General features: G+C 68.3%; 16 protein-coding genes. 10 read left to right on the top strand and 6 right to left on the bottom strand.

Annotated features, from left to right (window positions below; translation table 11 throughout):
* The first annotated feature begins 45 nt into the window (after positions 1 to 45).
* A complete protein-coding gene (locus tag LI336_RS17205; protein WP_227134396.1) occupies positions 46 to 1,356 on the top strand; it encodes a right-handed parallel beta-helix repeat-containing protein in 1,311 nt (436 codons plus the stop codon).
* The gene (locus tag LI336_RS17210; protein ID WP_227134397.1) at positions 1,356 to 1,802 is read left to right on the top strand and encodes a hypothetical protein; all 447 of its coding nucleotides are present in this window, start codon (positions 1,356 to 1,358) and stop codon (positions 1,800 to 1,802) included. Before LI336_RS17205 ends, LI336_RS17210 begins: the two co-directional genes overlap by 1 nt.
* Positions 1,803 to 1,962: 160 nt before the next feature.
* Here LI336_RS17210 and trmB read toward each other — a convergent pair whose 3' ends face one another.
* Positions 1,963 to 3,027, bottom strand: coding sequence for an HTH-type sugar sensing transcriptional regulator TrmB (gene trmB / locus LI336_RS17215; RefSeq protein WP_227134398.1), 1,065 nt, complete (start codon positions 3,025 to 3,027; stop codon positions 1,963 to 1,965).
* A gap of 156 nt (positions 3,028 to 3,183) precedes the next feature.
* On the opposite strand from trmB, the gene LI336_RS17220 reads away from it, so the two are divergent.
* Positions 3,184 to 3,735, top strand: coding sequence for an HAD family hydrolase (locus LI336_RS17220; protein WP_227134399.1), 552 nt, complete (start codon positions 3,184 to 3,186; stop codon positions 3,733 to 3,735).
* A 7-nt stretch (positions 3,736 to 3,742) separates the two neighbouring features.
* Here the strand turns inward: LI336_RS17220 and LI336_RS17225 are convergent, their stop codons facing one another.
* On the bottom strand, positions 3,743 to 4,234 hold the full coding sequence (locus LI336_RS17225; protein WP_227134400.1) for an Lrp/AsnC family transcriptional regulator: 492 nt from the start codon (positions 4,232 to 4,234) through the stop codon (positions 3,743 to 3,745).
* Between the two features lie 223 nt (positions 4,235 to 4,457).
* On the opposite strand from LI336_RS17225, the gene LI336_RS17230 reads away from it, so the two are divergent.
* The gene (locus tag LI336_RS17230; protein WP_227134562.1) at positions 4,458 to 5,540 is read left to right on the top strand and encodes a CNNM domain-containing protein; all 1,083 of its coding nucleotides are present in this window, start codon (positions 4,458 to 4,460) and stop codon (positions 5,538 to 5,540) included.
* Positions 5,541 to 5,577: 37 nt separating this feature from the next.
* On the opposite strand, the gene LI336_RS20440 is transcribed toward LI336_RS17230, so the two are convergent.
* Positions 5,578 to 5,934 carry a DUF5822 domain-containing protein gene (locus LI336_RS20440; protein WP_368408397.1) on the bottom strand — a complete coding sequence of 119 codons (357 nt, stop codon included), beginning with the start codon at positions 5,932 to 5,934 and terminating at the stop codon, positions 5,578 to 5,580.
* Positions 5,935 to 6,048: 114 nt separating this feature from the next.
* On the opposite strand from LI336_RS20440, the gene LI336_RS17240 reads away from it, so the two are divergent.
* Together LI336_RS17240 and LI336_RS17245 are read left to right on the top strand one after the other, a co-directional pair.
* Entirely contained in the window at positions 6,049 to 8,919 is a 2,871-nt protein-coding gene (locus tag LI336_RS17240; protein WP_227134401.1) for a penicillin acylase family protein, read from the top strand.
* Between the two features lie 134 nt (positions 8,920 to 9,053).
* On the top strand, positions 9,054 to 9,836 hold the full coding sequence (locus tag LI336_RS17245) for a M14 family metallopeptidase (RefSeq protein ID WP_227134402.1): 783 nt from the start codon (positions 9,054 to 9,056) through the stop codon (positions 9,834 to 9,836).
* 36 nt (positions 9,837 to 9,872) lie between these two features.
* On the opposite strand, the gene LI336_RS17250 is transcribed toward LI336_RS17245, so the two are convergent.
* Together LI336_RS17250 and LI336_RS17255 are read right to left on the bottom strand one after the other, a co-directional pair.
* A complete protein-coding gene (locus LI336_RS17250; RefSeq protein WP_227134403.1) occupies positions 9,873 to 10,697 on the bottom strand; it encodes a hypothetical protein in 825 nt (274 codons plus the stop codon).
* Between the two features lie 157 nt (positions 10,698 to 10,854).
* The gene (locus LI336_RS17255) at positions 10,855 to 11,304 is read right to left on the bottom strand and encodes a UPF0179 family protein (RefSeq protein WP_227134404.1); all 450 of its coding nucleotides are present in this window, start codon (positions 11,302 to 11,304) and stop codon (positions 10,855 to 10,857) included.
* 134 nt (positions 11,305 to 11,438) lie between these two features.
* Between LI336_RS17255 and LI336_RS17260 the strand changes: the two genes are divergently transcribed.
* Positions 11,439 to 12,644, top strand: a complete 1,206-nt coding sequence (locus LI336_RS17260; protein ID WP_227134405.1) for a sensor histidine kinase — start codon at positions 11,439 to 11,441, stop codon at positions 12,642 to 12,644.
* A 106-nt stretch (positions 12,645 to 12,750) separates the two neighbouring features.
* On the opposite strand, the gene LI336_RS17265 is transcribed toward LI336_RS17260, so the two are convergent.
* On the bottom strand, positions 12,751 to 13,182 hold the full coding sequence (locus LI336_RS17265) for a DUF5820 family protein (protein ID WP_227134406.1): 432 nt from the start codon (positions 13,180 to 13,182) through the stop codon (positions 12,751 to 12,753).
* 447 nt (positions 13,183 to 13,629) lie between these two features.
* Here LI336_RS17265 and LI336_RS17270 point away from each other — a divergent pair, with 447 nt between their 5' ends.
* The 3 genes from LI336_RS17270 to LI336_RS17280 are packed head-to-tail and all read left to right on the top strand — an operon-like array spanning position 13,630 to position 19,300.
* Positions 13,630 to 15,699, top strand: coding sequence for a PrkA family serine protein kinase (locus LI336_RS17270; RefSeq protein ID WP_227134407.1), 2,070 nt, complete (start codon positions 13,630 to 13,632; stop codon positions 15,697 to 15,699).
* Positions 15,699 to 17,996, top strand: coding sequence for a PrkA family serine protein kinase (locus LI336_RS17275; protein WP_227134408.1), 2,298 nt, complete (start codon positions 15,699 to 15,701; stop codon positions 17,994 to 17,996). Before LI336_RS17270 ends, LI336_RS17275 begins: the two co-directional genes overlap by 1 nt.
* A complete protein-coding gene (locus LI336_RS17280; RefSeq protein WP_227134409.1) occupies positions 17,987 to 19,300 on the top strand; it encodes a YeaH/YhbH family protein in 1,314 nt (437 codons plus the stop codon). The genes LI336_RS17275 and LI336_RS17280 overlap by 10 nt, the downstream gene beginning before the upstream one ends.
* The last annotated feature ends 34 nt before the right edge of the window (positions 19,301 to 19,334 follow it).

Consider the following 19,334-nt stretch of genomic DNA (forward strand, 5'->3'; position numbering starts at 1 on the left):
CGTCGAAGCGTGTGTCATGTCCCCAGTTAGCACGGAGTGGTCGGCGTGACCCGGCGCCGCGACGTCCTCCGGGCGGTCGGCGGGGCGGGCGCGCTCGGCGCGACCGCAGTCGCCGCAGACGCGGTCGTGGGAAGCGCACTCGCTGGCGCCGCCAGCGAGTCGGACGACGACTTCCCCGCCGCACAGCCAGAGCGCGGCGAGCCACGAGCGTACGAGGACTACACCGTCCACCGCGTGCCCGAGGCGTACGACACCATCCAGGCCGCGGTGAACGCCGCCGACCCCGAGGACCTCGTCCTCGTCGCGCCCGGCACGTACCACGAGGCCGTCGAGGTCACCGACACGCCGCGGCTGACGATACGGGGCACCGACCGGAACGAGGTCGTCCTCGACGGCGAGTTCAAACGCGAGGACGGCGTGCTCGCGACCGTCGACGACGTCGTCGTCGAGAACGTGACCGCGCGGAACTACGTCCGGAACGGGTTCTTCTGGTCGGGCGTCTCCGGCTGGCGCGGGTCGTACCTCACCGCGTACAACAACCAGGTCTACGGCGTGTACAACATCGACAGCCAGCACGGCCGCTACGAGCACTCCTACGCGTCCGGACACACCGACTCGGGGTTCTACATCGGCCAGTGCAAGCCCTGTCACGCCATCATCGCGGACGTCCGGAGCGAGTACAACGCCATCGGGTACTCGGGGACGAACGCCGGCGGCTACCTCACCGTGAAGGACTCCGTGTTCCGACGGAACATGGGCGGGGTCGTCCCGAACTCGCTGGACAGCGAGGCCGACCCCCCGCAGGATAGCGCGCGCATCGAGAACAACCTCGTCGAAGCGAACAACAACGCCGATGCGCCCGACGAGTCGTTCGGGTACGCGGCGTTCGGCACCGGCATCAACGTCGCCGGTGGCACGAACAACGAGATCGTCTCGAACACCGTCCGCGACCACGTGAACTTCGGTATCGTCGCCGTCCCGATGGTCGACGAGAACGTCTACCCGCCGACGGGGAACGTCTTCCGCGAGAACGACGTCTCGAACTCGGGGCGCGCGGACCTCGCCCTCGGCGCCCCCGAGGACGGCGGGAACGTCTTCGAGGACAACCGCGCGGGACGAACGCGCCCCGCGGGTCTCGGGGATGGCTCGAACCTCCTCGACGGCGACCCGTGGGTGACGCTGGTGCTCTTCGAACAGTTCACGCAACTCGACCGCGGCGAAGCCCCCCGCGGCGACTGGCAGAGTAGCCCCGAGCCGCCGTTCGACGAACTCGAGTCGATGCCCGACGCCGAGACCGCCCCACCGCGCGAAGCGGTCCGGAAGGACGGGGACGACGCGGAACGGAGGGCGGCCTGATGGCGACCGAACCCGCGCTCCGCGACCGCCTCGCGCGCGCCGTTGGCGACGGCCACGACGCCCCCACGACCGCGTTCGTTCTCCTCACCGCGGTCGCCCTCGGCACCGTCCTCGCCTGGACGAGCGCCGACCTCGTCGGCCGCCTCCCCGCGTTCACCATCGGCGTCGTCGCCACCGCCGGCCTCCTCTACACGCGCACCACGCGCCGCGACGTCGCCGCCACCGCGTGCTACGCGCTCGCCGCACTCCTCGCACTCGTTCCCGTCGCGTACGAACTCCCCATCGCTCTCGGCACCGACACCCCGCTCGCGCACGTCCTCACAACCACGGACCTCATCCTCTTCCTCGCGTTCCTCACCCTCGCAGCAGTACCCGCAATCGTCGGCTACCGCATCGCCACCGGGCCGTTCATCCCACGCATCCACACGCGACTCACCGACCGCTGAACACGACCAGCAAGACCAGGAACGACCGCCTCCCGGCACCAAAGAAACGACCGCCTGGCGGCGGCCGTACGCCAGAAGAGTTGGTCAGTCGAATGCCCGAGGAGTCAATCGCCCCCGGAAACGGCCGCCTGGCGGCGGCCGTATGCCCGATGAGTCGGTCTTACTCGAGTTGTTTCGGGGGACTGTCCCGCCCGATGCGGATCTCGTGGGCTTCGACGTCCTCGAACGCGGCGACCTGCCCGCCGACGGTCACGGTCTCGTCGGTGTCCTCGTCGGTGAGCGTGAGCGTCGCGACCTCCTCGGTGGTCTCGAACGCGACGTCGCTTACCTTCCCGCTGACGACGCGTGGCGTCCCGTTCTCGACGTCGCGGCCGTCGATGGTCGCGTAGAACTCGCCGCCTTCCGCGACGATGTCCTTCACGCACCGGCGGATGCTCGCGTACCGGCGCGGGTACGGGCGGTCCTCGCCGTCGGCGTACAGCTCTTCGGCGGTCGTCCAGAGGACGGTCCCGAAGAACCCGGAGACGAGGAACCCGAGCGCGGACCGGTTGAAGATGACGCCGTAGCGGTCCTGGTCGTCGCGCAAGGCGTCCTGGGTGGCGTAGATGGAGTACTCGCCGTCGGCGACCGCGATGACGGGCGTCGTGATGCCGCGGCGCGCGCGGACGTTCGTCGCGACCTCCGCGTAGTCGAACTCGTCCGCGTCGGGCGCGCCGGCGGCGGGCGTGACGAGGAGTTCGATGCTGACGCCCTCGTGGTTGCGTTGCTTGAGGAGGTCCGAGAAGCGGTCCAGCAAGTCCGGGGTGAGCGAGAGCGCGAGCTCGTAGTCCGCGGCGTCGATGACCTCCTCGAGGTACCGGAGGATCGTGGAGCGGGACTTGACGAGCGAGACCGCTTCGGTGTCGCGAGCGGGCGCGGTGTAGCGCGCCTCGAGTTCGTCTATCATCTCGTCGAGCGACGACGTGACGTCCGCGAACGCGTCGTCGGGGTCGACCGCGATGATCTTCATCGGACGGGACTCCCGCAGTTCGACGAGTCCACGGTCCGAGAGCGACCGCACGGTGTCGTACACCCGCGGCTGCGGTATCTCGGTTCGGTCCGCGATCTCGCTCGCGGTGAGCTGCCCGTGCTCGAGGACGGTGAGGTACGCGTCGATCTCGTACTCACCGAGGTTGAACCGGTCCCCCACGCGCTCGATGGTGTTCCGGAGGTCGTCGCTTGGCATATCACCGAACACGGCCTCCTGCATTAAACAATTTACTGAAATCCGAGTAGCACCTGGTTTCGGAAAACGGTACGTTCCGGCGGGCGGTCGCGAGCGCGCGAGACCGACCACCACCCGACCGATAGCAGTAACACGCTCCCTGTCCTACGTCCGCGTGTGCTCGAAGACTACGCTGGCGTCGTGTACGACCTCGACGGCACGCTCGTCGGCCTCGACGTCGCCTGGGACGCGGTGCGCGCGGACGCCGCGGTCGCGTACCGCGACGCGGGCGTCGACCCGGACGGCCGCGACCTCTGGGCGCTGATGGCCGACGCAGACGCGAACGGACTCAGCGCGGCCATCGAGACCGTCATCTCCCAACACGAGCGCGACGGCGCGCACACCTCGACGCGCCTCCCGCTCGCGGACGCGCTCACCGCCGAGACGCGCCCCGTCGGCGTCTGCACGCTCAACTGCGAGGCCGCAGCGCACGTCGCGCTCGACGTCCACGACCTCGCCGACGGCGTCGACGCCGTCGTCGGCCGCGACACCGTCGCGAACCACAAACCACACCCCGAGCCGTTGCTCGCGACCATCGAACGCGTCGACGCCACCCTCGACCCCGCCGACGTCGTGTTCGTCGGCGACAGCGAGCGCGACGCCGAGACCGCCACCGCCGCCGGCACCGCGTTCGCATGGGCCGAGGACGTCCACGACGCCTGGAACTGACGAGCGCTCAATCGCCGCCGTCACTGCCGTCGACGCCGTCCGCGTCGAACCCCGCGTACGGACTCCGGTGCGTGGCGCGGATCAGGTCCTCGTCCGAGACGTGCAGTCCCAGTTCGTCGAGGTCCTCGCCGATGCGCGTGAGGTCGTCGCCGTCCTCGCCCACGGCGCGCACGAGGACGTTCGCCTCGCCCTTCATCACCTCCTGGACCTCGACGACGCCCGGGACGTCCGCCGCGGCCGCCGCGAGCGCCTCCCGCTCGGGTATCGGGGCCGTACAGACGATGAGCGTGAACAGCTGGTAGCCCGCGGCCTCGTAGTCGACGTCCGCGTGATACCCGCGGAGGACGCCGTCGGCCTCGAGCCGCTGGATGCGGTTCCTGACCGTGCTCGCGGACACGTCGAGTGACTCCGCGACGTCCGTCGACGACGTCCCGCGCGCCTCCGCTTGCAGGCGATGCAGTATCTCCCTGTCCAACTCGTCGAGCTCTCGAAGAGCCATCTGTCCGCGAGTTACCCCGCCACCCGAATAACTCTGTCCACGAGGTACTGTCGGGGTAGCAATATAGGGCAACTATCCCGCGGTTCCGATAGCGGCCTACTTATACAGTTTGTCGGAACTTTCTAATGGCTCGGGCGGCGAGTCGTCTGGTGCGACCATAATGAATCCACTCGAGCTAGCGTTGCGTCTCGTCGCCGATGGGCTGGTTCCCGCTGCGACCACGATGAACGTACCCGAGATAACGTTGCGTCTCGTCGCGGGCGTCCTGCTCATCCTCGCGAACGGCTTCTTCGTCGCCATCGAGTTCGCGCTGACGCGAGCGCGCCAGTTCACCGAGGACGAGTTCGTCGACGGTGACGCCAGACTCGAACGCGCCTGGGAGATGACCCAGGAGCTCGAACTCTACCTGACGACGTGCCAGGTCGGCATCACCGCGTCCAGTATCGCGGTCGGTATCGTCGCCGAACCCGCGCTCGCCGCGCTGTTCGAGCCGCTGTTCCCGGAGGGCTCGACGCTCGCGACCATCGGCGCCGGTGCCATCATCGCGTACTTCATCATCAACCTCGTGCACCTCACGCACGGCGAGCAGACGCCGACGTACCTCGGCGTCGAACGCTCGCGGTTCGTGTGCCGGTACGGCGCAGCGCCCCTGCACTGGTTCTACGTCCTCATCTCGCCGCTCATCACGCTCGGCGACTGGGTGGCGAAGATGACGCTGCGCCTGTTCGGCGTCGAGATGACGGGCGCGTGGCTGGAGACCGAGGAGGACGTCATCGAGTCCCGTGCACAGCTCCGGAACCGCGTCAACTCGCTCCTCGAGGAGGGCGAACTCGCCGAGGAACGCCGCGACGAGGTCCTGAACGCCATCCAGGTCGGCGAACTCCCCATCAGGGACGTCATGGTGGACGCGAGCGACATCGTCGCGCTGTCGACGAGCGTATCCGCCGAGGAGAACTTCGAGCGCATGCGGAACACGCCGCACACGCGCTTCCCGCTCGTCGGCGACGACCTCACCGACTTCCGCGGCGTCGTGTACGCGCCCTCGATCATCGACGACTTCGAGGCGCTGAAGGCCGGCGACCGCTCGTTCGAGGACATCGCCGCGCCGCCGACGACGCTCTCCCCGGAGACGACCGTGAGCGACGCGTTCGACCAGTTCCAGGCCGAGGACCAGGAGCTCGCGCTCGTCCTGGAGGACGGCGAGGTCGTCGGGCTGCTCACGGCGACGGACGCGCTCGAAGCCGTGATGGGCGAACTCGAGGACCCCCTCGACCGGCGCGCGGCCACGGACGAGGCGGCTGCCTGACCGCTCGCGGCGCGACGTTCGGCGAGCGCCCACCGGGTCAGGTCCGGCGGCGCTCGCGGACGTACAACGCGACGGCGGTGAGGAACCAGATGCCAGCGCCGACGCGCACCACGAACGACAGTATCTCGCCCCACCCGTCGAGCGGGACGAACAGCGAGAGCACGACGACGGTGGGCACGCCCAACAGGAGCGTCAGGACGAACGTGAGGTTCATCACGTGCTCGGTGTCGACGCCCTCCACTTGCGTCGTCTCGTCCGCGTCCGACTGCTCCTCGCCCTCAGCGTCCGCGTCCGACTGCTCCCCGTCCGTCCGCTCGGCGGCCACCGTACCCTCGTCGGGCGCGTCGTCGGGGTTCGGGGTCGTGGGGCGGGCCGCGTCGTCGTCGTCCTGCACGGGCAAGCCGTGGGAGTGCCGGAGTAAGGACCTGCCGGTTCGGGGACGCACGGTTCCGCGGCAAGGGTGTAGCCAAGCCGGAACTTTACGCCATGTCGTCTGTTACCGTTGGTCATGGCATCGAGTGACAGGGACAAGGACAGCCACGACGAATCGACGTTCCCGCGGCGACGAGTGCTACAGGCGAGCGCTGGCGTCGCCGGACTCGGCACGGTCGCGAGCCAGACAACGCTCTCCGCACCCAGCACGGGCGAGGTCGACGTGGACGTGGAGGTGACGGTGAAGCGAGACGAGTACGGCGTCCCGCACGTCTACGCCCGCGACGCACCCGACCGGACCGCGGTGTTCTTCGGATTCGGATACGCCACTGCCGAGGATCGCCTCTACCAGCTCGAACTGTACCGGCGCTACTACCACGGCACCGTCGCCGAAGTGCTCGGGCCCGACTGGGTGCAGTTCGACCGCGAAGCCAGGCGATCGACCGCACCCGGCATCGGGCTCGACGAGCAACTCAACGAGCAGATCGACGACGACCAGCGCGCCGCGATCGAAGCCTTCGCCGACGGCATCAACCGCTACATCCAGACGGTTCGAGACGACGACGACCGCTCGTTCCACGACGGGTTCGCGGAGAACGACTTCGAGCCGTCGACGTTCGACGCCGTCGACGTCGCCGGCATGTACGTCGCGAGCATGGCGTACTTCAGCGGCTTCCAGCTCGAAACGCTCGGCGCGGCCGTCCTGGACGGCCTCACCGCCGCGACTGGCGGCGAGAGCGACGCGATGGACCTGTTCGGCGACCTGAACTGGGGGAACGACCCCGGCGCGCCCACGAGCGGCGTACAGCCCGAAGACGTCTACGTCCCGCCGTACACGGAAGCCGGCGAGAACTCGCCCGCGCCGTCGAGCACGACCACGAGTTCGTCCGCGGGTGCGTCGGGAGACGTCCCGGAGCGCGGGCGGACCGGCGTCCAGCACACGCCCTCGAATCGCATCACCGGCGGCGACTACCGCATCCCGACCGACCCCAAGCGCGTGCACGACGCCGAGATGGAGCGCGTCAGCACCCTCGCAACCGGGCTGAAGGACCTCGGACTCCCGATCAAGTACGGGAGCAACGCGCTCGCCGTTCAGGGCGACGTCACCGAGAGCGGCGACGCCCTCATCATGGGCGGCCCACAGATGGGATTCTCCACGCCCTCGGTGATGTACGAGGCCGGCCTGCACGGCCCGGACTTCGACGTCGCCGGCATCACCGTCGCCGGCTACCCGTTCGTGATGTTCGGCCACAACCAGCACGGCGCGTTCACGTCCACCGCCGGTATCGACAACTGCCTGCAGACGTTCGTCGAATCCATCGACACCAGCGGCGACGAGCCCACGTACGAGTTCCAGGGCGAGTCCCTCCCGGTCGAGGAGGAGACCCAGACGATTCCAGTCGCGGGCGACGACGACGTCGAGTTCACGCTCCGATCCACGCGCCACGGCGTCGTCACGGACTGGCGGCCGGACGCCGGCGAGGCCATCACCCAGACCCAGTCCTACGCCGGCCGCCACATGAACTCTTGGAAGGCGTTCTTCGAGAGCCAGTTCGCGGACTCGACGGACGCGTACGTCGACGCCGCCCAGGAGTGCGACTACGCGCTGAACTTCATGTGGGCCGGCAAATCGGGGGACATCGCGTACGTGCACCTCGGCCGGTACCCGGACAGCGAAGCCGTCGACTGGGACACGCGCCTCCCCGCCGACGGGACGCAGTACGAACTCAACGACGAGGACTACCTGCGAGCCGCGGACGGCGAGGTTCCGTTCAGCGTCAACCCGCCCGCGGGGTACTCCGCGCAGTGGAACAACAAGCCCGCACCGGAGTGGAACAACGGCGACCTGAGCTACTCCTGGAGCACGGACCACCGCGTCCAGCGCATCATCAACCTGACCGAGAACCGACTGGCGACAGAGGGCGCGGTCGACTACGCGTTCCTCAAGGAGGTCGTCTACGACCTCTCGTTCGTCGACCTGCGCGCCATCCGCTTCCTCGACCCGCTCCTCGCGGCGCTCGACGACGCGGACCTCTCCGACCGCGAGCAGGCAGCGCGCGCGGAACTGGAAGCCTGGGACCTGTACGGGCAGGGCGACGGCGAGTCGTTCTCCGGCACGTACCCGGCGGGATACACCATCTGGGACGCGACGTTCGGGAACGTGATCCCCGAGCTGTTCGCGGACGACTTCGGCGACCTCTACGGGCCGGCGTCGTACTTCCTCACGTACCGATACGGTCGCGGAACGCTCATGCGTGCGCTCGAACCGGACGCGACGGCGCTCGACCTCGGCGGGGACTACGGCGACCCCGACGAGGCGTTGGTCGCGGCGTTCCGCTCGGCGGTCGCGACGCTCGACGAGGAGAACGACGGCCCACCCGCGGAGTGGGGGTCGAGCGCGGCGGTCGACGGACTCGACAACGCCTCGCTGTTCGGCGTCCCGATCGGCGTCGGGGACGCCGGCGACCTGCCCGCGATGAACCGCGGCACCGAGAACCACTTCGTGCGCCTGAGCGACGACCCGCGAGCGGAGAACGTCCTCCCACCGGGCAACAGCGGGTACGTCGCACCCGACGGCACGCAGTCGCCGCACTACGACGACCAGCTCGAGTTGTTCGTCGACTTCGAGTACAAGGACCTGCTGTTCGCGGACGACGCCGTCGACGCCAGCACCGAAGCGACGACCACCCTCACAGTGGACGTCGACACCCCCGCGACGGCGACGCGCACGACCACCACCGGAACCGCCGACACGACGACCCAGGACGCAACGACGACCGCGGACGAGGCAACGACCGGGGACGGCACGACCGCCGGGAACGAGACGACGACCGCGAGCGACGGGTCGCCAGGGTTCGGGGCGCTCGTCGCGGGCGGAGCCGTCGGTGCAGCGACGCTCGCGCGATGGCTCAGCCGGGACGACGACGAGGAGGGAGCCGACCGGTAGGTCACGCACGGGCCGACGACTCGGCGACGACCGACCCGTTCACGCGGCGAAGGCGAGGGCGAGCGGTTCCCGCTGAGACACCCGGGCAGACCTTCCGAACCCCTTTTGTCGTCGGCGGTGTTTCGATTCATCCAATGCGTGTCGAGACGCTGGGGGACGGGGAGCCGGAGGTTGCGGTCGTGGCGGCCATCCACGGGGACGAACCCTGTGGCGTGCACGCCGTCGAGCGACTGCTCGCGACCGACCCGCCGGTCGACCGACCGGCGAAACTCATCGTGGCGAACGAGCGCGCGCTCGACGCCGGCGTCCGGTACCTCGACGAGGACATGAATCGAGCGTTCCCGGGCGCGCCCGAAGCCGACACGCACGAGGCGCGACTCGCGTACCGCCTCGGCGAAGCGATCGACGGCTGTCGCGTCCTCGCGCTGCACTCGACGCAGTCGACCGCCGAACCGTTCGCGGTCGCGGACGGCGTCCACGACTTCGCGCGACAGATCGTCCCGCGACTCCCGGTGGCCGCGCTCGTCGACAGCGCGAACTTCGTCGAGGGCCGCATCTTCGCGTCCGCGCCCGACTGCGTCGAGGTGGAGTGCGGCTACCAGGGGTCGGTCGGCGCGGCCGAGAACGCGTACGACATCGTCCGCGCGTTCCTGAAAGCGCAGGACGTCATCCCCGGGCACACCCAGCCGCGAGAGGTCCCCGTATTCCGGTTGTTCGAACGCGTCCCGAAGGAACCAGGGACCAGCCACGAGGTCCACGTCGAGAACTTCTCCCGCGTCGACCCGGGGACGACGTTCGCGAGCGTCGACGACCGCGCGCACGTCGCCGACACCGAGTTCTATCCCGTCCTGATGTCCGCGCACGGCTACGACGAGACGTTCGGGTACTCCGCGGAACGCGTCGGGTACGTCGGGTGACCGACGCCGGCGGGCGTCCGCTGTCGCGGTCGCGTTCTAGTCGCTGGCGAGCACGCCGATGAGGTGTTCGAGCGGAATGTCCGCGAGGTCCGCGACGGCGTGCGGGTCGGCGTCGAGTTCGGTGACGGCGAGCGTCGCACCCTGAACGACGAGGAGGTGTTCGAGGGCGTCGTGGTCGCGCTCTCGGGGGTTCATCGCGGGGGTGTCGCCGCGGGCGAGCGCCCGGTGGTGGTCGGCGAGCGCGACCTCTCGACAGAACCACTCGGGGAGCGGGTCGTCGGTCGCGGCGGCACCGGGGTCGCGGTCGGCGGGCGCACCGAGGCCGTCCTCGGCGAGCGCGAACAGGGCGGCGGCGAGCGCGAGCACGACGCTCGCGTGCTGCGCGAGGTCGCCGTCGTCGGTTTCCGCTGCGACCTCGAGGTCCGCGGCCGCGCGCTGGAGGTGCCCGGCGGCGGTCGCGAGCACGAGGTACTCGCGGGGCGACTCGGGATCCCGGGAGAACTGCCCGAGGAGTCGTCCCTGGAGGCGGCCGGCGCGTCGGACGAGGAACGACGTCGCTCGCGCCACTGGCTCGTCGACGGGAACGTCGTCGGCGAACGCGCGGACGCCCGCGGGCGTGAGGTCCTCGAGACCGAGGCGTTCGGCGTGGTCGGTCGCGCTCGTCCGGTACCGCTCCTCGAGCGGCCGCGACCGCACGTCCTCGACGAGCACGCGCGGTTCCGGGAGTGCGACGAACGCGCTCGCTCGCGACGCCAGGTCCCGGATGGACGCCAGTTCCTCGGCGAGCACGACGCGCGCATCGAGGGCCTCGGGACCGGGGTCGCTCCCGTCCGCGCCGGCGCGCTCGGAATCGTCAGTCATGACCCAATCTCGCGGTGGACGGGAGAAAAGTCGCCCGGTCGCCAAACCAGCGAACGCGGTCACCGTCGTGCAGTCGCCAACCCAGCGAACGCGGTCACCGTCGCGCGCAGTCAGTCGTCGCGGCGACGAGTCCGTCACTCGTCCTGCGACGAATCGGTTACTCGTCGGGGGATTCGAACTCGACCATGGTGAGGTCGCGGTCGAGGTAACAGAACTCGTGGGGTGGGTCGCCCTTCGTGCGCTTGATGCGGTACTCCTCGTCGAGGCTCGCGCCGTCGGGCTCGCAGAACTCGTGGCTCGGGCACTCCGTGTACGGACACTCGCCGGCGAGCTGGGTCTTCGAGCCGGCGTACGCGTTCGCGCTCGGGACGTTCGCGACGACCGTCGCGGGCTCGACCTCGACGGCGCGCACGCCCTCGTCGTGGACCGCGCACTCGAGGGTCTGCGCGCCGTCGCGGACCGACGTCACCTCGTACTTCACGCCCGCGGTGAGGTTCAGGCACTGGTTGCGGTACGGGCACCCCTCGCAGCCGGGGGCCTCGCCGTTGTAGACGAACTCGGCGCCCTCCTCGACGAGACGCGACCCGAGGAGCGTGACGGTGGACATGGTCCACCGTAACGCGCGGAGGCGTATTACGCTGTCCCCACCGCCCGTGCACGGCGGCGCGTGCGACGAGTGCGATGGCGTGGCTGGCCGCGCCAGCCGACCGGCTTTTCAGGCTGGTCGCCGTCGTGTCACGCATGGAATCGGGTCGGGAGGAGACGCTGAAGACGTTGCACGCCGCGGCGATGCGGATACAGGCGTGCGATACCGTCGAGGCGGCCTGCGAGCGGACGGTCGCGGCCGCCAGGGACGTCCTCGAACTCGAGATGTGTAGCGTCCTCCTCCACGAGGACGGCTGGCTGGAACCGCTCGCGGTGTCGTCCGGCGCCCCCGCGGACGGCGTGCGTCGCCTCCGCGCCACGCAGGGGCTCGCGGGGCGGACGTTCCAGTCCGGCGAGTCCGCGACCGTCGACGAGATACGGCCGAGCGACGAGACCGACCCGGCGAAGGAGTTCTACCAGTCCGGGCTGAGCGTTCCCGTCGGCGACGTCGGCGTGTTCCAGGCGGTGTCCGCGGAGACGCACGCGTTCGACGACCGGGACGTCGAGTTCGCCGAGTTACTGGTCGCGCACGCCGCGCGAACGATCGACCGCATCCAGTACGAGCGCGCGCTGGAGGAGCGCCAGGGGACGCTCGAACGGCAGAACGAGCGCCTGGAGCGGTTCGTGGACGTGGTGAGTCACGACCTCCGGAACCCGCTATCGGTCGCCATCGCCGAACTCGAGCTGGCGCGAGAGACGTGCGACAACGAGCACCTGGACGCGGTCGCGCACGAGCACGACCGGATGACGTCGCTCATCGACGACCTCCTGTCGCTCGCGCGCGACGGCCGCCCCGTCCAGGACCGAGAACCGGTGGCCATCGAGGCACTCGCCAACTCGTGCTGGACGCACGTGGAGACACCGACGGCGACGCTCGTCGTGGACGCGACCCTCACCGTCGACGCCGACCGTGGACGACTCCAGCAGCTGTTCGAGAACCTGTTCCGGAACAGCGTCGAGCACAGCTCGACTAGCTCCCAGACACAATCTGGGAACAGCGTCGAGCATAGCTCGACTAGCTCCCAGACGCAGTCGGAGAACAGCGTCGAGCACGGCTCGACCGAAGTGACGGTGACCGTCGGCGACCTCCCGGACGACCGCGGGTTCTTCGTCGCTGACGACGGTCCCGGTATCCCCGCGGCCGACCGGGATACCGTCTTCGAGCGCGGGTACTCGACGCAGACCTCCGGGACGGGATTCGGGCTGGCCATCGCCCGCGAGATCGTCGAAGCGCACGACTGGGACATCACGGTCACCGAGAGCGACGCGGGCGGTGCGCGGTTCGAGATCCGGGTCGCGTAGGACGTGCGTCGAGAGCTGAGCGCGGTGAACGTCGGTCGTCAGGTGTCGCTCTTTTCTTGGTCGCTACGGTCGTCAGGTGTCGGCCGTTTCGTCGTCGCTACGGTCGTCAGGTGTCGGCCGTTTCGGCGTCGCCTGCTTCGTCGTCGTCGCCGGTGAGTTCGTCGAGGGCGTCGAAGTAGTCGGGGCGCGGGACCTGGTAGACGTCGCGGGGGTCGACGTCGCCGGCGTGGAAGTCGGCGGCGAGCGCGTAGGCGGCGTCGATGGCGGCGTCGCGGTCGGGGTACCGCATGGTCTCGTCGAGCGAGACGTCCGGTTCGAAGTAGAGGCGGACGAACCAGTCGCCGGTCGCGGCCTCCGGGCGGTCGACGCCTGGGCGGCGGTGGTTCCTGCGGCCCTGGGAGACGTACAGCGTCGGGAGGCACTCTGGGGGGTGGTCGGTGGTGTTGAAGACGTCGGGGCGGTACGCGAGGACGGCGCGGCCGTCCGGGTCGACGTTCCACACCGTCCAGCCCGACGGTGGGTCCGGGAGGTCGCTCATACCGGTGGGGTGGAGCGCGTGACCTAAGGGTATCTCGGTTCCGCGGTCCGGGTGCCGTGACGTGGCGGCGAGTCCGGGGGTCGCCCTGGCGGACGTGTCACCCGCAACTCACGAGACGATATCGATGGTATTTATAAGAGTAAATTCGATGTTATATAAGTGTTGGAGGCAGACTTATTGCTGACGAGTCCAACCGTTATCATACGACTCGGTCGACCGACCGGCTGCCGCCCCCGCTCGCACCCTTCGGCCCTCGACGCGCAGCACGCCTCGACGGCCACCCGCGCCCGCGAGCATGACAAATGCCCACAATGACCACGTAATGGTGGGGCGTCGCGGGCACCCGCCCGCGCGACCACCACCACGGCACCGGTCGACGCCCGAGGACAGCGAGCACCACCGACCCAGGACGTGGGGGCCCGGTCGAACGTGCTCGCCCGTGAAAGCATGACCAAGAACACGAGACTAAGCGACCTCAGCCAGGACTACAAGGAGTCGATGCCCGCAGACCTGCGGGAGACCAAGAGCTTCCAGTGGTACCTCGACGAGTGCTACGCCGACCCGAAGGTGGCGCGCAACGCCCACCAGCGAGTCGCCGACATGTTCGACCACTACGGCACCGAGTACGACGAGGAAGCCGGCGTCGTCGAGTACAAGCTCGCGAGCGAAGACCCCCTGAACGACGGCGAGAACACGTTCTTCGGGCGCGTCATCCACGAGAGCATCCACGAGTTCGTCAACAAGGTCAAATCCGGCGCACGCCGACTCGGCCCCGAACGACGCATCAAACTCCTCCTGGGGCCGGTGGGGTCCGGGAAGAGCCACTTCGACAAACAGGTCCGCGAGTACTTCGAGGACTACACGCTCCGGGACGACGGCCGGATGTACACGTTCCGGTGGACGAACCTCACCGACGTCATCCACGACCAGGACCCCGCGGACGCGACCGTTCGCTCCCCGATGAACCAGGACCCGCTCGTCCTCCTTCCCCACGAGCAACGGAAGGCCGTCATCGCGGACCTGAACGCCGAACTCGACGCGCCGTACACGATCCGGAACGAGCAGAGCCTCGACCCCGAATCGGAGTTCTACATGGACGAACTCCTCGCGTACTACGACGACGACCTCGAGAGCGTCCTCGAGAACCACGTCGAGATCGTTCGACTGATCGCGGACGAGAACAAGCGCCAGTGCCTGGAGACGTTCGAACCGAAGGACAAGAAGAACCAGGACGAGACCGAGCTCACGGGCGACGTCAACTACTCGAAGATCGCGATCTACGGCGAGAGCGACCCGCGAGCGTTCGACTACTCGGGCGCGTTCTGTAACGCGAACCGCGGCCTCTTCTCCGGCGAGGAGCTCCTGAAGCTCCAGCGGGAGTTCCTGTACGACTTCCTGCACGCCACCCAGGAGATGACGATCAAACCGAAGAACAACCCGCGCATCGACATCGACCAGGTGATCGTCGGGCGGACGAACATGCCCGAGTACAAGGACAAGAAGGGCGACGAGAAGATGGAAGCGTTCAACGACCGCACGAAACGCATCGACTTCCCGTACGTCCTCGGGTACGAGGAGGAGGCCCAGATCTACCTGAAGATGCTGAACAACGCGGACGTCCCGGACATCAACATCGAACCGCACGCGATGGAGATGGCGGGCCTGTTCGCGGTCCTCACCCGCATCGAGGAGCCCGACAACGACACCGTCGAGATGCTCCAGAAGGCGAAGGCCTATAATGGAGAAATCGACGATGGCGACGACATCGACGTGAAGAAGCTCCGCGAGGAGGCCGAAGCGAAGGCCGAGATCGGCGAGGGCATGGAGGGCGTGAGTCCGCGGTTCATCGGCGACGAGATCGCCGAAGCGATCATGGACTCCAAGCACCGCAGCCGCGGGTTCCTGTCGCCGTTGACGGTGTTCAACTTCTTCGAGGAGAACCTCGAGCACCACGGCTCCATCCCCGAGGAGAACTTCGAGAAGTACTACCGGTACCTCGAACTCGTCCGCGAGGAGTACAAGGAACGCGCCATCGAGGACGTCCGGCACGCGCTGGCGTACGACGTGGACGAGATCCAGCGGCAGGGCGAGAAGTACATGGACCACGTGATGGCGTACATCGACGACGACCGCGTCGAGGACGAGATCACGGGCCAGATGCAGGAGCCCGACGAGACGTTCCTCCGGAGCGTCGAGGAGAAGCTCGACATCCCGGAGGACCGCAAGGACGACTTCCGGCAGGAGGTCAGTAACTGGGTGAGTCGGCGCGCTCGCACCGGCGACACGTTCGACCCGACGGACAACGAGCGCCTGCGCCGCGCGCTCGAACGGAAGCTCTGGGAGGACAAGAAGCACAACATCAACTTCTCCGCGCTCGTGTCGGCGAACGAGAGCGACGACGACGAGCGGAACTCGTGGGTCGACGCGCTCGTCGACCAGGGATACTCGCGCGGCGGTGCGAAGGAGGTCCTCGAGTTCGCCGGCGCGGAGGTCGCCAAGTCCGAGATGAGCGACTGATGGCGGGCGGCGAGGACTTCGTCTCGGCGGTCGACCGCGAACTCGAGGCGACCTACGAGGCGCCGATGCGGATCGACGAGTACGTCGACCGCGTGCTCGAGCAGCCGACGGTCGCGAGTCACGCGTCGAAGTACCTCCTGGAGGCGATCGAGTCGATGGGGACGCGTTCGGTCGTCGAGGAGGGCGAGGAGACCGAGCGCTACCGGTTCTTCGACGACCCGCACAACGACGGCGAGCACGCGGTCCTCGGGAACACGCAGGTACTGAACGCGTTCGTCGACGACCTCCGCACGATCGCGGCCGGTCGTGGGAAGCACGAGAAGATACTGTGGTTCGACGGGCCGACGGCGACCGGGAAGTCCGAGCTGAAGCGCTGTCTCGTCAACGGCCTGCGGGAGTACTCGAAGACGCCGGAGGGCCGTCGGTACACGCTCGAGTGGAACGTCGCGAGTGCGAGTTCGGGCGGTCGCGGGCTCGCGTACGGCGAGGACGCGAGCGCGTCGGCGGCGGCGGCCGAGGAGAACTGGTACGAGAGCCCGGTACAGGTGCATCCGCTCTCGGTGTTCCCGGAGTCGGTGCGCGCGGACATCCTCGCGGCGGTGAACGACGAGAGCGAGGACCTCCCGATCCGGGTCGAGGAGCGCCTCGACCCGTTCTCGCGGGAGGCGTACGACGTCCTCGAGGAACGGTACCGCCGGCAGGGTCGCGACGCGCTGTTCTCCGCGATCAGTGACCCCCAGCACTTGCGCGTGAAGAACTACGTCGTGGACGTCGGGCACGGCATCGGCATCCTCCACAGCGAGGACGACGGCAGTCCGAAGGAGCGCCTCGTCGGGTCGTGGATGCGCGGGATGCTCCAGAAGCTCGACTCGCGGGGGCGGAAGAACCCGCAGGCGTTCAGTTACGACGGCGTCCTCAGTCAGGGGAACGGTCTCCTGACGGTCGTGGAGGACGCCGCCCAGCACGCGGACCTCCTCCAGAAGCTCCTGAACGTCCCCGACGAAGGGAGCGTGAAGCTCGACAAGGGCATCGGGATGGACGTCGACAGCCAGTTGCTCATCATCTCGAACCCGGACCTGGAGGCGACGCTGAACCAGCACGCGGACCGACAGGGCATGGACCCACTGAAAGCACTGAAACGCCGGCTCGACAAGCACGAGTTCCGGTACCTGACGAACCTGAGTCTGGAGACGGAGCTCATCCGCCGCGAGCTCACCGGGGAGACAGACGTGTGGACGGCGTCGACGTACGACGACCTCGAGGCGCGCATCCGCGAACCGGTCGTCATCTCGGTGAAGAGCGGTGACGGGGAGCTCGTTCCGAAGGAGTTCGCGCCGCACACGGTCGAGGCGGCGGCGCTGTACGCGGTCGTCTCGCGCCTCGAGGACGGCGACCTGCCGAGCGACCTCGACCTCGTCGACAAGGCGGTCCTGTACGACCGCGGGTACCTCCAGGACGGCGATACGCGCCGGGAGGCAGCGGACTTCGAGTTCGTCGACGGCGACGAGGACGGCAAGCACGGCATCCCGGTGACGTTCACGCGGGACGTCCTCGCGGACCTCCTGCACGAGGAACGGGACCGCCATCATCCGGAGTACGACGTCGCGAGCGTGGTCATGCCTCGCGACGTCCTGAACGCGATGGTGGAGGGCCTCTCGGAGGCGCCCGTGTTCTCGGCGGGCGAACGCTCGGAGTTCGAGTCCCGGGTCGCGGCCGTGAAGAACCACGTGTTCGGCGAGCAGGAGACGGACGTGCTCGACGCCATCATGCACGACCGTCGCGTCGACGAGGCGACCGTCGAGGAGTACGTCGAGCACGTGTACGCGCTGGAGACCGACGACCCGATCACGAACGACCGCGGGGAGCGCGTCGACCCGGACCCGCTCCTGATGAAGGTGTTCGAGGTCGAGCACCTCGGGCGGTTCGACGACGGCGACTACGGACCGGGTGGCGACCCGAGCGAGGACGTCGTGGCGTTCCGCCGGGAGAAGGTCATCACGGCGCTGAACCGGTACGCGTGGGAGCAACGCGGCGACGACTTCAGCGTGAGCGACGTCGAGCTGACCGCGATCCCCGTCATCAAGGCGGTGCTTGAGGAGAACGACTGGGACGACGTCCGGCGGACCTACGAGGACTTCGACCCCCGCCAGTGGGAGGACCCACCGAGCGGGACGGAGACGGAGCGAGTGAAGGACCGAACGATAGACGCGCTCGTCGAGCACTACGGGTACTCGGCGGCGTCCGCGGAACTCACGAGTAGACACGTCATGGGACAGGTGGCTTACAGATGGGACTGAAAGACGACCTCGACCGGTTCCGGGAGGTCGGTGAACAGCGCCGCGAGGACCTCGCGGAGTTCATCCAGTACGGTGAGCTCGGCGCGAGCGGACGGGACGACGTCCGCATCCCGATCAAGATCGTGGACCTGCCCGCGTTCGAGTACGACAAGCTCGACCAGGGCGGCGTCGGGCAGGGCGAGGGCGCCCAGCCCGGTGACCCGGTCGGGCAACCCCAGCCTCAGCCCGGTGACGGCGACGAGGAGGGCGACCCCGGCGAGGAGTCCGGTGAGCACGAGTACTACGAGATGGACCCCGAGGAGTTCGCGGAGGAACTCGACGAGGAACTCGGCCTCGACCTCGACCCGAAGGGCAAGCGCGTCATCGAGGAGAAGGAGGGACCGTACACGGACATGACGCGCTCGGGACCGAACTCGACGCTGGACTTCGAGCGGATGTTCAAGGAGGGCCTCAAGCGGAAGATGGCGATGGACTTCGACGAGGCGTACCTGAAGGAGGTCCTGAAGGTCGACGGCGTCGGCCCGCAGACGGCGTTCGAGTGGGCGCGCGGCGAATCCATCCCAGTGAGCAAGGCGTGGCTCGTGGACGCGTACTCGAAGATCCCCGACGACGAGAAGACCACGTGGGCGAGCATGGAGGAGATGGCCGGGAACGTCGACCGCGAACCCATCCAGGCGAAGATTCAACGCGAGGGCATCAAGCACGTCCCGTTCCGTCGGGAGGACGAACGCTACCGGCACCCGGAGATCATCGAGGAGAAGGAGAAGAACGTCGTCGTGGTGAACATCCGCGACGTCTCCGGGTCGATGCGCGAGAAGAAGCGCGAACTCGTCGAGCGCGTGTTCACGCCACTGGACTGGTACCTCACGGGGAAGTACGACAACGCGGAGTTCGTCTACATCGCGCACGACGCCGAGGCGTGGCAGGTCGAGCGCGAGGAGTTCTTCGGCATCCGGAGCGGCGGCGGGACGAAGATATCGAGCGCGTACGAACTCGCCCAGGCGCTCCTCGAGGAGTACCCCTGGAGCGAGTGGAACCGGTACGTGTTCGCGGCGGGCGACAGCGAGAACTCGAGCAACGACACCGAGGAGAACGTGATACCACTCATGGAGCAGATCCCGGCGAACCTGCACGCGTACGTCGAGACTCAACCGACGGGAACGGCGATCAACGCGACGCACGCCGAGGAGGTACAGAGTCACTTCGGGGACAGCGACAACGTCGCCGTGGCGTACGTCTCCGGCCCCGAGGACGTGACGGACGCGATATACGACATCCTCTCCACGGAGGACGATAGCGAATGACGACCGACGACCGCGGTTCGACGGAAGGTGAGGC

It is taken from the genome of Halorubellus salinus (assembly GCF_020567525.1).
Lineage (GTDB): Archaea > Halobacteriota > Halobacteria > Halobacteriales > Natrialbaceae > Halorubellus > Halorubellus salinus.